The organism is Limnohabitans sp. TS-CS-82 (assembly GCF_002943475.1).
This window is the reverse complement of the sequence record NZ_PTQX01000020.1, coordinates 41,788-56,784: the sequence shown is the minus strand read 5'-3', so window position 1 is coordinate 56,784 and position 14,997 is coordinate 41,788. Positions and strand designations below refer to the sequence as shown.

Annotated in this window: 13 protein-coding genes; 12 read left to right on the top strand and 1 reads right to left on the bottom strand. The window is 57.7% G+C overall.

The annotated features are described in order from the left end of the window. The first annotated feature begins 2 nt into the window (after positions 1–2). The 7 genes from C5F52_RS27080 (at position 3) to C5F52_RS27050 (ending at position 4,979) form a co-directional block, all read left to right on the top strand. On the top strand, positions 3–926 hold the full coding sequence (locus C5F52_RS27080; RefSeq protein ID WP_146100176.1) for a hypothetical protein: 924 nt from the start codon (positions 3–5) through the stop codon (positions 924–926). 13 nt (positions 927–939) lie between these two features. Continuing rightward, complete coding sequence (locus C5F52_RS27075; RefSeq protein ID WP_104801481.1) at positions 940–1,518, top strand: hypothetical protein; 579 nt, start codon at positions 940–942, stop codon at positions 1,516–1,518. Continuing rightward, positions 1,515–2,213, top strand: coding sequence for a hypothetical protein (locus C5F52_RS27070; RefSeq protein WP_104801480.1), 699 nt, complete (start codon positions 1,515–1,517; stop codon positions 2,211–2,213). The genes C5F52_RS27075 and C5F52_RS27070 overlap by 4 nt, the downstream gene beginning before the upstream one ends. Beyond that, positions 2,213–3,574 (top strand): radical SAM protein, encoded by a 1,362-nt coding sequence (locus tag C5F52_RS27065; RefSeq protein WP_233250167.1) that lies wholly within the window; start codon positions 2,213–2,215, stop codon positions 3,572–3,574. The genes C5F52_RS27070 and C5F52_RS27065 overlap by 1 nt, the downstream gene beginning before the upstream one ends. 66 nt (positions 3,575–3,640) lie before the next feature. Further along, positions 3,641–4,024, top strand: a complete 384-nt coding sequence (locus tag C5F52_RS27060) for a hypothetical protein (RefSeq protein ID WP_199231835.1) — start codon at positions 3,641–3,643, stop codon at positions 4,022–4,024. Further along, entirely contained in the window at positions 4,021–4,485 is a 465-nt protein-coding gene (locus C5F52_RS27055) for a glycoside hydrolase family 73 protein (protein WP_104801479.1), read from the top strand. The genes C5F52_RS27060 and C5F52_RS27055 overlap by 4 nt, the downstream gene beginning before the upstream one ends. Next, entirely contained in the window at positions 4,482–4,979 is a 498-nt protein-coding gene (locus C5F52_RS27050; RefSeq protein ID WP_104801478.1) for a hypothetical protein, read from the top strand. Before C5F52_RS27055 ends, C5F52_RS27050 begins: the two co-directional genes overlap by 4 nt. Positions 4,980–5,428: 449 nt before the next feature. Here C5F52_RS27050 and cadR read toward each other — a convergent pair whose 3' ends face one another. After that, complete coding sequence (cadR, locus tag C5F52_RS27045) at positions 5,429–5,893, bottom strand: Cd(II)/Pb(II)-responsive transcriptional regulator (RefSeq protein ID WP_104801477.1); 465 nt, start codon at positions 5,891–5,893, stop codon at positions 5,429–5,431. Positions 5,894–5,997: 104 nt separating this feature from the next. Between cadR and C5F52_RS27040 the strand changes: the two genes are divergently transcribed. From C5F52_RS27040 to C5F52_RS27020, 5 genes are all read left to right on the top strand, one after another. Further along, positions 5,998–8,232 carry a cation-translocating P-type ATPase gene (locus C5F52_RS27040; protein WP_104801476.1) on the top strand — a complete coding sequence of 745 codons (2,235 nt, stop codon included), beginning with the start codon at positions 5,998–6,000 and terminating at the stop codon, positions 8,230–8,232. 57 nt (positions 8,233–8,289) lie between these two features. Further along, the gene (locus C5F52_RS27035; RefSeq protein ID WP_236658025.1) at positions 8,290–8,631 is read left to right on the top strand and encodes a hypothetical protein; all 342 of its coding nucleotides are present in this window, start codon (positions 8,290–8,292) and stop codon (positions 8,629–8,631) included. A 168-nt stretch (positions 8,632–8,799) separates the two neighbouring features. Then, positions 8,800–10,158, top strand: a complete 1,359-nt coding sequence (locus tag C5F52_RS27030) for a TolC family protein (protein ID WP_104801475.1) — start codon at positions 8,800–8,802, stop codon at positions 10,156–10,158. A 2-nt stretch (positions 10,159–10,160) separates the two neighbouring features. Beyond that, positions 10,161–11,759 (top strand): efflux RND transporter periplasmic adaptor subunit, encoded by a 1,599-nt coding sequence (locus tag C5F52_RS27025; protein ID WP_104801474.1) that lies wholly within the window; start codon positions 10,161–10,163, stop codon positions 11,757–11,759. Positions 11,760–11,775: 16 nt separating this feature from the next. Next, positions 11,776–14,970 (top strand): CusA/CzcA family heavy metal efflux RND transporter, encoded by a 3,195-nt coding sequence (locus tag C5F52_RS27020; protein WP_104801473.1) that lies wholly within the window; start codon positions 11,776–11,778, stop codon positions 14,968–14,970. Positions 14,971–14,997 lie beyond the last annotated feature (27 nt).

Here is a 14,997-nt window from a genome sequence, read left to right as displayed (position 1 = left end):
AAATGCAGAACTACACCGAAATCCCATCCTCCACGACGCTCTCGGACTCCTTGTCCCAGATCCTGAACAACGACAAGACGGCGTTGTCTCTCTCCAGTGGGACGTCATTCCCGACCGTGAACCTGCAGCAGGGCATGCCGTGCTTCAGGACCGATGAGCAAAAGCTCTATGTCCTCACCGTGGTCAGTCCTGCCACGTGGAAGATGGTCATCGACCTTTCGGCCGCCGTGGGCAAGGTGGCCAATGCGGACCTGCTCGACGGAATTGACTCGACCGGCTTTGCGCTGGCCGGGCACAACCATGATGCGGCCTATGCCGCGCTGGGCCACAACCACAACGCCACTTACCTGGGCATCACTGCCAAGGCGGCGGATGCCGACAAGCTTGATGGCCTGGACTCCACGGCCTTTGTGCGATCGGTCAATGGCAATGGGCCAGATGCGAATGGCAACTCCACTGTGCCGATCGATCTGTCCAGCCGGGTGGCCAAGACGGGCGACACCATGTCTGGCACGCTCACGGTGCCGCGCCTACAGATCTCCAGTACGGCCAACTACCTGGACATGGTGGACCAGGACTGGGGCACGCGTTTCTTGCACCACAACCAGGGCCTCATGGGATTTCTGAAATCCGATGGCAACTGGGACATGTACATGAACAACAGTGGCCAGATGTGGACCGCCAATTACGGCTGGCTGCACGACTACTTCTTCAGCACCATCGCCAACTGTTTCATCGGCAACTGTCCGGGCAACACGGGAAACTGCAGTCCAGTGAGCAACAACGCGACATCTGTAGTTTCCAACTGCGGCAGTGCATCTTTTGTCCGCGATGAACTGGTGGACAACGGCAGCCAGATTGCTGTCCGGAGAACCCAATACAACTTCAATTGCAACTGCAATTGCAACTGCGATTGCTACTGCTAAACCAGGGAGCCACATGAGCACAGTGAACAAGATCTTCCCGGCCCCGGTGCTGCGCATTCAGAAGCTGCTGAGTGCCTCGGAGGTCGCTCAGGCATCAGAACTGGCCCTCAAAGCCAATGAACGCCTGAACGACCACCAGGTTCCATATTCGCGCACCTACCGCGACAGCCTGGACTTCATGTATCCGGAGTACTTCAAACCGATCTTCCGTCGTCTGCGACGGCACATCGAGGACGAGTTCAAGTGCAACGTCAGCAGCATGGTCGGACGCGAATCCATCTTCCGCTACGGCCAGCACCTGCCGTTTCACACCGAGCCACATGCCGATATCTCCTGTGTGCTCTGGCTCGATTTCCCGGCCAAGCCTGACCCCACCAAGCGCGACTACTCGGGGATGTTCTGCCTGCACAACCCACACCTGCTGTTTGGCGGCCGTGCAAGTGGCGTGTTTGGCAACATCAACCACATGGAAATGCCTGCGCCTGGCGATGCGTTTGTTTTCCCATCGCACATGCCGCATTTTGTCTTCCCGTACAACGGCGAGCGCCCAGGTGTGGAACTTCACTTTGAAATGCTCGCGGAGGCCGCATGAAGCTCATTACCTTCGGCACCAGCGTTGACGAAAGCAAAGCCGTGCGGGTCGAGATGACCGCAGACGGCTACACCGTTTCATTTGCTGCCGCATCCATCGACATCGGGGAGCACTTGTTCAAGCAGGGCGAACTGCAGTTCCTGATGTATGGGAAGCAGTATGAAAACGAGGTCATCGGGATCGTGTCGCAGCGTGAATACGTCGACAGCCGCGATGGCCTCACGATTCTGGCTCAGCACGGCCTGACAGATGGCCTGGGCTGGTTCTATTTCGGTGACAGCGCCAAAGAGGCCTGCCTGTGCATCACAAAAGCCCTGATGGCCCAGTGCCCATTTGACGTCGTGCAACCGGGCAAGCCAAGAGATGTTCTGCCAGGCATCTTCCCGGGGAGCGACAAGCTGGGGACGCGCAACCTGGCCAAGATCGAACTCCTGCGCAAGATAAACCCGCTTGACAGTCTGGCCTCCCTGGAGAAGCAGGTAGACCTGCTCAGCGCACTGGTCATTCAGCTGGCTGGGCTGGTGCCTGGCCATGAGGCCATCGGGCTGGTCGAGCAGGTCCAGCACATCATCGACGATGCCAGCGCCAATGCTGGCAAGACCGACGAACAAACCGTCGCGAGCGTCATGTCCTTCAAAACTTCGCTGCGCCAAGCGCAGGCCGATTACTTCGCTACACGCGACGGAGCTGTCTGATGGCCAAATTCATTCTCACTGCCTTTAACCCCGCCAATGGCCATCGCACCCGCTTGCACTACGACAACGCTACCAGCGAGCTGACCAGCGAATCAGGTGAGTCACTGGTGCAGGCAGTCGAAGTCGCAGCACGCGCAAATGCTCCCGCAGTCTCCAAGCAGACACCGCTGGCCAAGTCCAGTCCGAGCATGCTCAAGATTAGCCTGGGCTTGTCGTGCAACTACGCGTGTGAATACTGCTCGCAGCGTTTTGTACCGCGTGCTGACGAGACCAATCCCGGCGATGTGCAGGCCTTCGTCGACGGCCTCGATAGCTGGGTGACGAGTCCGCCCGAGAAGGTCGAGTTCTGGGGTGGCGAGCCCCTGGTCTACATCAAGACCATGCGCCCCCTGGCCGAGGCCATCAGGTCCAAATTCCCCAACGCTGAACTGTCCGTCATCACCAATGGCTCACTGCTCAACGATGACATCAACGACTGGCTCGATCGCATGGGGTTCAGTGTCGGTATATCGCACGATGGTCCTGGCCAGCCTGTGCGTGGCCCCGACCCGCTGCAGGACCCCGAGCAGCGCGCCGCCATCATGGCGCTGTACGCTCGCCTTGCCCCACAGCGGCGCATCAGCTTCAACGCGATGGTCAACCGCGAGAACGCATCGCGCGCGGCCATCCAGCGCTTTTTCATCGAGCTGACCGGCGATCCAGCGGTGCCCATCGGAGAGGGCAGCTTCGTCGACGCCTATGACGAGGGAGGCATTGCCCATTCGCTGCGGCCAGGTGAACTGCACGCCTACCGAAATTTGGCCTTCCACGAAATCCGTACCGGCCAAGCGGCAAACGTCCAGGCGGTGAGTAGCAAGACGGCCAGCTTCGTCAACTCCATCCGTAGCCGCCGTCCGGCATCCAGCCTGGGCCAAAAGTGCGGCATGGACAAGACGGAGAGCATCGCCGTCGATCTGCGCGGCAACGTGCTGACCTGCCAGAACGTGAGCGCGGCCAGCACCGCGCCCAATGGCCAGCCCCACCACATCGGCCATGTGTCGGACTTGGCTGCCGTCAAGCTCAATACCGCTACGCACTGGAGTAAGAGAGAGAACTGCCCGAGCTGCCCGATGCTGCAGATTTGTCAAGGCTCCTGCATGTTCTTGGAAGGTCCCCTGTGGGATCGGTCCTGCGATAACGCCTTCTCTGATGCAGTGCCCATCTTTGCCGCCGGTATCGAGTTTCTCACTGGGCTGGTGCCATTTCACATCGAAGGCGAGCTGCGAGATGACCGCAAGGACATCTTTGGATTTTCTGAGCAGGTGAAACCATCGCGAGATAGACCGCCCAGGGTCTTTCCGATCCCGGTCGTCGCAGCCTGAACTGACCGTACCGTTTTTAAACCGCCGCCATGGTTCGCCCTGGCGGCTTTTCTTTTGGAGAAACGAATGCCAGAACCTACAAGCAGCGGGGTCGCCGGAGCAGCGGTGGCCTACAAAGCATTTGGTGGAACCGCCGCAGCGGCAGCCAGTGGAGCCACCCTGGCTGCAGTGGTGGTCATGTTGATGACGCCACCTCGCAACAAACGGGAGTGGGCCGTTGGGCTGATCAGCACCGTGGTGTCCAGCATCGGCGGTGGCGCCATGACCGTCGAGCACTTTGGACTGCACCACTGGGCGTTCTCAACCATGGGGCTGTGTGCCTTGGGTGGGTTGATCTTTGCGTGTGGCCTGCCAGGGTGGGCAATGGTGCGTTGGACCTTTGCGTTCATCGACAAGCGTCGGGATGACTCGATCGACGAGGTGGCCAAGGAAGTGAAGGGGATGCTGTGAATCCCAGTGAATTCATCATGCGGCTCACCACGGCCGCAGTCGCGTCATTCAAAGCCACGGGTGTTCCTGCCAGCATCACGATCGCGCAGGCCGCGCTTGAATCTGCCTGGGGAGAATCTGGCCTTGCGAGGAACGGCAACAACCTCTTCGGCATCAAAGCTGATAGCCTCTGGCGCGGTCAGACCCTGACCCTGAACACCAAGGAGTTCATCAAGGGGCAGTGGGTGGTGGTGCCAGCCCTTTGGCGCAAGTATCCGAGTTGGCAGGCCAGCATCGACGATCACGCCACGTTCCTCAAGCGCAACCCCCGCTACAAGGCCTGCTTTGCTTGCACCACTGCCCAGGCGTTTGCCAAGACGCTGGCGCAGGCAGGCTATGCCACCGACCCGGCTTATGCGGACAAGGTCATTGGCTTGATCAAGCAGCACAACCTACTGTCTCTGGACGGAGGTGCGGCATGAACTGGCTCAATCGATTCTTGCTGGCCAACTGGTCACACATCTTTGACGCACTTCTCTTGACCATGGCGCTGCTTTGCGGGATGCAGGTTGGCGAGTCCCGTGTCCAGAAGGATTGGGACGCCGAAAAGCAAAAGATCGCACTGGCCCAGGCCAGGCAAGAGCAGCGCGTCGCCGATGTGCGGTTGACCCAATCTCAAATCACGCAGGAAATCTCGAATGAATACGCAAAAAGGTCAAAGCTACTGGCTGATCGCCAGCCTGATGCTCATGTTGGCGGGGTGTGCAACATCACCACAGCCGGTGACAGGGATTTGTCCGCCGTTTCCGAAGCTCCCGCAGGAGCTGCAAGCATCCCCGCCGACGCTCTATCTCTTACCGCTGGAGATGCGGGAGCGGTGAGTTGCGCTCAATTGAGCAAGGACGCTGCCCAAACCACCCTGATGCTGCTTGAGGTACAGCGGTGGTACCAAAAACAATCAGCAATTGAACCTTAAACAGAAGCCCGGCTTGTCTTAGGACAGGTCGGGCTTTTTGTCGTTTGTGCGGTCGGGAATCCTTCTGGATCCATGGGAATCTAATCCTTCTTAGCTTTATCGATCAGAGAAAGAAGGTTTTTCATTGCGCTGGCCTGTGCAAATCCATCATAGATCTTGTCATCAAGGAGCTCCCTAGCTGACGGGCCTTCCTTGCACTTTCCTCCAGCCTTCACCAATGCATCCACCATTTCTGTATTGTTACTTCGTCTGTAAAGGTGCGAGTACTTGGCGATATCCAGAGGTAAGTCGCACTCGTTGTCTGGAATGTTTGGATCTGCGCCACGCTCAAGTAGCGTGTATGGCTAGCCCATAGTAAGTTTCATAAACTGCCACATACAAAGCAGTGCGCCCATCGTCATCACGAAAATTGATGTCATGACCCGATGTAAGCAGATGATGCCTTTCGTTCAAAGCTTTGCCTTGAGACTGTGTGCCCCATGAACATGCCCCTTGCTGGTGGTTAACTCCTGATCGGGATGCGATGCGGTGGACAACTCACTCAAGATGCCGCATTGACTGGCCTGTTGAGGTTTACGGCAGTTCTCCCGCAAGGTCTTGAGCTGTCGCTCTAGCGCTTTCAGCTCTTTGATGCGGGCGGCCACATGGCCGATGTGCTCGTCGAGTAAGTCATTGACATCTGCGCAGTTCTCTAGAGGCGAGTCCTTGAAGCGCAGCAATATTCGGATTTCGTCCAGCGTCATGTCCAACCCACGGCAGTTCCGTATGAAGGACAGTCGGTCAACATGCTCATCGCCGTACACGCGGTAGTTGCTTTCTGTGCGAACCGTTTCAGGCAGCAATCCTTCGCGTTCGTAATACCGGATCGTCTCAACCTGAGTGTGAGCCGCCTTGGCCAGTTCACCGATTTTCATATCTTCACCTTGAGCGGTGGCAAGAAAGTTGCGCCATTTTATTTGTAGGTACTTGACATTGTAGTGGCTACAGGGTTTTTAATCCATCCAACAAGGAGAAGATCATGAACCCTACTCACCAACGCCAACAAGTTGACACTGCCTGCGGTTGTGGAAGTGGCTGCGCTGCATCGCCTGCCGTGGGCGGGCCAATGGCGTCTAAAGCAACGGCTGTTGAGCCACATAGATTCCGGATCGCGAACATGGACTGCGCGTCCGAAGAGTCAGAAATCCGTCGAGCGCTGGACGGCGTGGCAGGCATTCGTGGCTTGCAGTTCAACTTGGGCGACCGCGAGTTGACCATCGCTGCCGAGGATCATGCTCTGCGGTTGGCACTGGATGCGATTCGCAAAGCGGGCTTCAAACCGGAACCACTCGGAGTAGAAGACAAATCGGATGGAGCTACTGCCGCTGCGCCAACTGGTTTTTGGGCCTCATGGGGCAAATTGATTGCTGCATTGGGGCTGGCCGTGGCGGCTGAAGGCTTGGCATTCGCTTTTCCAGATAGTTGGCCAGCAAAAGCCCTTGGAATGGCGCTGGCCGCGGTGGCCATCGCCCTGGCGGGTTTCTCCGTCTACGGTAAAGGGCTTTCCGCACTGCGGCAAGGACGCTTGAACATCAACGCCTTGATGACTGTGGCCGTGACAGGTGCCTTCTTGATAGGCCAGTGGCCAGAAGCTGCCATGGTGATGGCCTTGTATGCCATAGCCGAGGCCATCGAGGCTCGAGCGGTGGACCGGGCGCGTAACGCCATCAAGAGCTTGCTGGCGCTGGCACCGGAGCAAGCCGAGGTGCGTCAAGGTGACGGCAGTTGGACGCGCGTCGGCGTCAAAGCTGTCGTTGTCGACGCAACAGTGCGCATCCGTCCAGGAGAGCGCGTTCCACTCGATGGTGTCGTCACGCTCGGACAGAGTGCCATCGACCAGTCCCCTGTGACTGGGGAAAGCCTGCCTATAGACAAGGCTCCTGGCGACGAAGTGTACGCAGGCACCATCAACCAGTCTGCAGCCTTGGAATTCCGTGTCACCGCGCCCGCTTCGGACAGCACCCTGGCGCGCATCATCCACGCAGTCGAGCAAGCACAGTCGTCCCGTGCGCCGACACAGCGCTTTGTAGATCGGTTTGCCGCGATCTACACCCCTGCCGTTTTCATCCTGGCTGTCGCCGTCGCGTTGCTAGCGCCGTGGATCACGGACTTGACCTGGATGCAGGCTGTCTACAAGGCCTTGGTGTTGTTGGTCATCGCTTGCCCTTGTGCCTTGGTTATTTCCACACCTGTCACGGTCGTCAGCGGTTTGGCAGCCGGGGCAAGGCGGGGGATTTTGATCAAAGGTGGCGTTTACTTGGAGGATGCGCGAAAGATCAAAGCTGTGGCCCTGGACAAGACCGGTACGATCACGGAAGGCAAGCCCAAACTGGTGGCCTTCGAGCCCGTGGACACAGGTCTTGATCAACGGGTGCTGGAGGGGCTTGCAAAGAGTCTCGCGGGCCGGTCGGATCACCCGGTTTCCAAAGCCATCGCAGAGGGGCTGTCAACCGCCGATCAAGAGGTGGGAGAGTTTCAAGCCGTTGCAGGGCGTGGAGTGCAAGGTGTTATCGGCAATCATTCCTACGCGCTGGCCAACCACCGCTGGATCGAGGAGCGTGGGCAATGTTCGGCTGAACTCGAAACCCGCCTCGCAGTTCATGAGGAGGCAGGTCGCACGGTCACACTCCTCGCTAACAGCGAACGTGTGATGGCGATCTGCGCGGTGGCGGACACCATCAAACCATCCTCCGCCCAAGCGGTGGCCGACCTGAAGTCGCTCGGCGTGACACCGGTCATGCTGACAGGGGATAACATCGCGACCGCGCGCACCGTTGGCTCTCTGGCGGGCATAGCCGAAGTGCGGGGCAACCTGCTGCCAGAAGACAAACTACAGGCTATCGGCGAACTTCAACAGCGACTGGGCATCACGGCAATGACTGGCGATGGCATCAACGATGCACCAGCACTTGCTAAGGCCGACATCGGCTTCGCCATGGGTGCTGCTGGAACCCATACGGCGATGGAAGCCGCAGATGTTGTGGTCATGAACGATGACCTGCGTCGTCTGCCGGAAACGATACGGCTCTCGAAGCGCACCCACGCTGTTCTGTGGCAGAACATATGTCTCGCGCTAGGCATCAAGTTGGTGTTCTTAGTGCTGGCCATCTTCGACAACGCCTCCATGTGGATGGCGGTGTTTGCGGACATGGGGGCAAGCTTGCTGGTGGTCCTCAATGGGCTAAGGTTGCTTGGAAAGCAATCGAGCAAGTAGAAAAAGATGTACGGGAAAGTCTATAGCTGCTATACTCTTGATCATATGCGTAAATGGTTGGCAATCCTTTTGTTGGTATTTGTGCCGCTACAGCTTAGCTGGGCGGCTGCAGCCAGCTATTGCCAACACGAAACCGGTACCTCAGCCAAGCACTTTGGTCACCATGACCATCAGCACAAGACTGCGGATGGCAAAGACGCATCTTCCGATTCAGTCAAGACCATCGGTGGCGACCCCGATTGCGCATCCTGTCACGCAGGATGTTTGTCGGCCTTGCTTGGGGCAGTAGCGATTGCATCGCTGGCCGACTCGTCTCTGGATACAGCAGAGTACGGGGCTCGTCTCACGTCGCCCCCTTTTGAACGCCTCGAACGCCCTCAGTGGCACGTCCTCGCCTGATCGGTGGGGAGCGCGTTCCTTTCCCTTCGTCATCCCAATGTACGGATACGGCTAGAGCGTGACCGTGTCAAGCCGACTTCGTGCGGTTAATGTGATGGCGTCGTAGGCGATCATTTGGATCGCTCTCCGCCGATTCCCTCGTGTATTTGAATATCACTGGAGAATCGGATGTTGAAGAGTCATCAAAATCAAAAACGACGGAAGTCAGTCTCTGTCCTCCGCACCTCAAAAGTTGCGGCTGCGACGAGTTTGCTCGTAGCGCTCGCTGCAGGGGCAGCTTTCGCTCAGGCGTTGCCAGCAGCACAAGACAATCCTTCAGCCGTCAGAAACGGCTTGCAGAGCGAAGCGGCAACGATCCTGACGCTGCAAAAGGCCATCGATTTAGCCCTGGACAGCAATCTAGACTTGGCTGTCGCAAGGCGGGAAATCGAGGCAACGCAAGGTCAGGTGATCCAGGGGCAAGCTCGCCCCAATCCCGAATTGGCGTACTCACTGGAAGACCAGAGGGCAGCGACCCGCACACAAAGTGTGCAGATCAATCTGCCCGTCGAAATGGGTGGCAAGCGCGCCGCCCGTATCACTACGGCAGAGCGAGGACGCGACATTGCGGTCGAAGAACTGAACTTGCGCCGCGTCGAAATTCGTGCCGCCGTGGTCGCTGCCTTCTTCGAGACTTTGGCGGAACAGGAACGCGCAGCATTGGCCGGGGCCAGTGTCGATCTGGCAAAACGCGCTACCGATGCTGTTGCCAAACGCGTGGCAGCTGGCAAGGTTTCGCCGGTCGAAGAAACCAAGGCACGGGTAGCCGAAGCAGGTGTGCGAGTCGAATTGGCACAGGCCCAGAGCGAGCAACGCAATGCTCGGGCACGCTTGGCCAGTTTGCTAGGGGCCAACCCACCGCGATTTACTCTCGTGTCGGGCAACGTGGAAGAGCTTCCGGCTGTCCCTTCGCTCGACAACGTCCAGCAGCGCCTGTCCACTTCGCCAACGCTGCGCCGTATGCAGCTGGAGGTTGAGCGCCGCAGGTCGTTGGTCGATGTAGAGCGCAGCAAACGGATACCCGACGTCACATTCAGCCTAGGGGTGAAACGCCCCACCGAACTGCAGCGCGATCAACTGCTGTTCGGTGTTTCCGTCCCCTTGCCGCTGTTTGATCGCAATCAGGGGAACTTGTTGGAAGCGTTGAAGCGCGAAGACAAGGCGCGGGACGAACTCCAAGCTTTGAACATACGAGTCAGCACGGACGTATTGCAAGCCCGCGAGCGGCTGGAATCCATTCGTAGGGAAGTCGACGTCTTGCAACAAGATGTTTTACCTGGGGCCAAAAGTGCCTACGACGCGGCCACCGTCGGATTTGAAAACGGCAAGTTCAACTTCTTGGAAGTGCTGGACGCACAGCGCACCTACTTTGCCGCCAAGTCTCAATACCTCAAAGCATTGGCTGAGGCGCATCGCACGGCTGCGGACATTGACCGCGTGCTCGGCGAATCTGGCGCAAATGCTACCCAGCCAGCGAATAAGGAATAAACATGAAAATCGATACCAACAAACTGAATGTCAGCAAGAAGCATCTGATCGCCATCGCCGTGATCGTTGCGACGGGCGTTGTACTGGGCAGCGCCATTCTCGGCGGCAAAGCAACCAAGACAGCCGAAGATGACGGCCACGGTCACGGCAGCCACGTTGAAGCCAAGGCACACAGTGATGGTGAGCATCACGGCAAGGAGAGTGGAGACAAACACGACCACGACAAGGGTCATGCGGACGGCGAACACCACGAGGCCCCGACCAAGGGGCCGCATGGAGGCAAGCTGTTCAAGGAGGGGGATTTCGGGCTGGAAGCGTTACTCGCTGAGGAAGGCGGTGAGCCTCGTTTGCGAGTCTGGTTGTATGACAAAGGCAAGCCTCTTCCCACCAGCGCTGCAAAGGTCAGCGCGACCATCACGCGTTTGACCGGAGAGAAACAGACACTCAATTTCGCGACTGAAAAAGACAGCCTGTTGAGCCGGGAGGTCGTGCCGGAGCCGCACGCGTTCGAGATCAACATCGTTGCCCAGACAGCCAACGAACCCTTCATGTTCGTTCTCAAACAAGAAGAGGGGAAAGTCGAACTCAGTGATGCGCAAATTAAAGCGGCATCTATTGGCATCGACACAGCAGGGGCTGCACGAATCAAGACAGCCCTGCTAATGCCGGGGGAAATTCGCTTGAACGAAGACCGGACATCGCACGTTGTCCCGCGCATTGCGGGTGTGGTCGAGAGCGTGCAGGCCAGCTTGGGACAAGCCGTCAAGAAGGGGCAGGTCCTGGCCGTCATTGCCAGCCCGGCTGCGTCTGAGCAGCGCAGCGAGTTGCAAACAGCGCAAAAGCGCCTGACCTTGGCCAGTACCACGTTTGAGCGTGAAAAGCGGCTCTGGGAGCAAAAGATTTCCGCAGAGCAGGACTACCTGCAAGCAGGGCAAGCGCTGCACGAGGCTGAAGTAGCTGTGGCCAACGCTCAACAGAAGCTCTCCGCTTTGGGCCTAGCCACCGTTTCTAAGGGGGGGCTTAACCGCTTTGAATTGCGTGCGCCCTTCGATGGCTTAGTGATTGAAAAGCATCTCAGCCTCGGCGAAGCCGTCAAGGAGGATGCTGCCGTGTTTACCGTCTCCGATCTGGGGCAGGTTTGGGCTGAAATCAACGTGCCAGCCAAGGACTTGCCGCTGGTCAGAGTCGGCGAAAAAGTGACCATCAAGGCCACTGCATTCGATGCCAGCGCTACTGGCGTTATCACCTTTGTTGGGTCGCTGATTGGCGAACAAACCCGTATGGCCAAAGCCCGAGTGGTCTTGTCCAACCCGAAAGGTGCTTGGCGTCCTGGGCTGTTTGTCAACGTGGAAGTGACCTCCTTAGAGGCTGACGTACCCGTGACAGTGGCCAGTGATGCCATTCAGACCGTTGGCGACAAGCCGGTCGTATTCCTGAAGGTGAATGGGGGATTCATCGCTCAGCCTGTGCAGTTGGGCCGCAGTGATGGCAAGCGTGTCGAGGTGTTGCAAGGGCTCAGAGCCGGGGCACCTTATGCGTCGGCAGGCAGTTTTGTCGTGAAGTCAGAGCTTGGCAAAGCCTCTGCCGAACACACCCATTGATACCGGAGCGACATACATGTTTGAAAAACTTATTCGCGCAGCCATTGAGCACCGATGGTTGGTGTTGCTGGCGGTCTTTGGTATGGCTGCCATCGGCGTGTTCAACTACCAAAAGTTACCTATCGATGCCGTCCCGGACATCACCAATGTCCAAGTGCAGATTAACACCCAAGCGCCGGGATATTCCCCTCTGGAAACCGAGCAGCGGGTGACTTACCCGATTGAAACCGTGATGGCGGGTCTTCCCAATCTGGAGCAGACCCGTTCCTTGTCTCGCTACGGGCTGTCGCAAGTGACTGTGATCTTCAAGGACGGCACCGACATCTACTTCGCGCGCCAGTTGGTCAATGAACGCATCCAGGAGGCCCGCGACAAACTGCCTCCCGGAATCACTCCTGCGATGGGGCCCATATCGACAGGCTTGGGTGAGATTTACCTCTGGACAGTCGAGGCCAAGGATGGTGCGAAAAAACCTGATGGCCAGCCCTACACGGCCACCGATCTGCGCGAGATTCAAGACTGGATCATCAAGCCACAGTTGCGCAATGTGCCCGGCGTGACGGAAATCAATTCGATTGGTGGTTTTGCAAAGGAATACCAAATCTCACCGATACCCGAGCGACTGGCCTCGTTGGGCGTCACCCTGCAGGACATTGTGACGGCTCTGGATCGCAACAACGGCAACGTGGGCGCAGGTTATATCGAAAAGCGAGGTGAGCAGTACCTAATTCGAGCCCCCGGGCAGGTTAAGACACTTGAGGACATCGGCAATGTCATCCTCAGCAGTGCGGGTGGCGTGCCGATTCGGGTGCGTGATGTTGCCGAGGTCGGCATCGGACGTGAACTTCGCACCGGTGCTGCTACTGACAACGGCCGTGAAGTGGTGCTGGGCACCGTCTTCATGCTCATCGGTCAAAACAGCCGAACGGTATCAACAGCCGTCGACAAGAAGATGATCGAGGTCAACCGCAGCCTGCCCGAGGGTGTACATGCGGTGACCGTCTACGACCGCACCGTCCTGGTGGATAAGGCCATCAACACGGTCAAAAAGAACTTGTTAGAAGGCGCGATCCTGGTGATCGTGATCCTGTTCTTGTTCCTCGGCAACATCCGCGCCGCCATCATCACGGCCACCGTGATTCCCTTATCGATGCTGTTCACCTTCACAGGAATGGTGAGCTACAAGGTCAGCGCTAATTTAATGAGCCTCGGCGCACTGGACTTCGGCATCATCATTGATGGTGCGGTGGTGATCGTCGAAAACTGTGTTCGCCGTCTTGCCCATGCGCAAGCTCACTACGGCAGGCCATTGACTCGGGCGGAACGTTTTCACGAGGTTTTCCTTGCATCCAAGGAATCACGTCGCCCGCTGCTATTTGGGCAGTTGATCATCATGGTGGTGTACTTGCCCATCTTTGCCCTGACCGGCGTCGAAGGGAAGATGTTTCATCCGATGGCGTTCACGGTGGTGGCGGCGCTTGTGGGAGCCATGATTTTGTCGGTGACCTTCATTCCGGCTGCGGTCGCACTGTTCATTGGCAACCGTGTCAGCGAAAAGGAAAACTTCTTGATGGTGCAAGCCAAGCGCTGGTACGGTCCCTTGCTAGATCGCGTGATGGCAGCCAAGGCTGTTGTGTTGGCTGCCGCAGCCGTGGCAGTGGTGTTGTGCGGTTTGATCGCAACGCGCATGGGCAGTGAGTTCGTGCCCAGCTTGAACGAAGGAGACTTCGCTATTCAGGCCTTGCGCATTCCTGGCACCAGTTTGTCGCAATCGGTGGCGATGCAGCAGCAACTGGAAGCAACGCTGAAAGCCAAATTTCCAGAGATCGACCGTGTCTTTGCGCGCACTGGAACGGCGGAAATTGCCTCCGACCCCATGCCGCCGAACATTTCTGATGGCTACATCATGCTCAAGCCAATGTCTGAGTGGCCCGAGCCGCGGAAGTCTCGTGACGAGTTGCTGGCCGCCGTGCAGGAGGTCGTGGGCAAGATACCGGGTAACAACTACGAGTTCTCCCAGCCGATCCAACTTCGATTCAACGAACTCATCTCGGGGGTGAGAAGCGACGTGGCGGTGAAGATCTTCGGGGACGACATGGACGTCTTGAACAAGACAGCCGAAGAGGTTTCGTCCAAGTTGCAAAAAATCCCTGGTGCGTCAGAAGTCAAGGTGGAGCAGACGACCGGATTACCGATGCTCACAGTCAACATTGATCGTCAGAAGTCCGCGCGCTACGGGCTAAACGTGGCTGATATTCAGGATGCAGTGGCCACGGCCATCGGGGGGCGTGAGGCCGGTACGTTGTTTGAAGGTGACCGTCGATTCGACATCCTTGTTCGTTTGCCAGAGTCCTTGCGCAACGACCTTGAGAGCATGAAACGTTTGCCGATTCCTTTGCCACGCGGTTCGGGCGGCGTCGAAGGACGAACCAATTTCATCCAACTGGCCGAAGTGGCTAGCTTCGAGCTGGCACCGGGGCCTAATCAGGTTAGCCGCGAGAACGGCAAGCGTCGCATTGTGGTGAGTGCAAACGTGCGTGGCCGTGATGTCGGTTCCTTTGTGGCCGACGCGGAAGCTGCTTTGGCGCAGGTCAAGATTCCCGCAGGCTACTGGACGAGCTGGGGTGGCACATTTGAAAACCTGCAGTCCGCGACACAGCGATTGCAAATCGTCGTCCCTGTGTCGTTGCTCCTGGTCTTCGTGTTGCTGTTTGCAATGTTCGGCAACGTCAAGGATGGCCTGCTGGTATTTACCGGCATTCCATTTGCGTTGACCGGCGGCATTTTGGCGCTGTGGCTGCGTGACATTCCAATGTCGATTTCCGCCGCAGTGGGTTTTATCGCCCTGTCAGGTGTTGCAGTGCTCAATGGCCTCGTGATGATTTCTTACATCCGCAGCTTGCGAGAAGAGGGAGCCCAATTGGACGCAGCCATCCGTGAGGGAGCGTTGACTCGTTTGCGCCCTGTATTGATGACAGCCTTGGTGGCATCGTTGGGCTTCATTCCAATGGCAATCGCCACGGGAACCGGCGCGGAGGTACAGCGTCCTTTGGCCACCGTGGTGATTGGCGGCATCCTGTCCTCCACATTGCTGACGCTGCTCGTGCTTCCGATTCTGTATCGGCTGGCCCATCGTCCGGACGAGGAATTGGAGGACGTCACTGCCGAACCGGTGCATCCGCAGGCTGCGGCTGCTTCGCAGAATTCATAAGCCAGTCTTTAGATCTGATTCTTAACC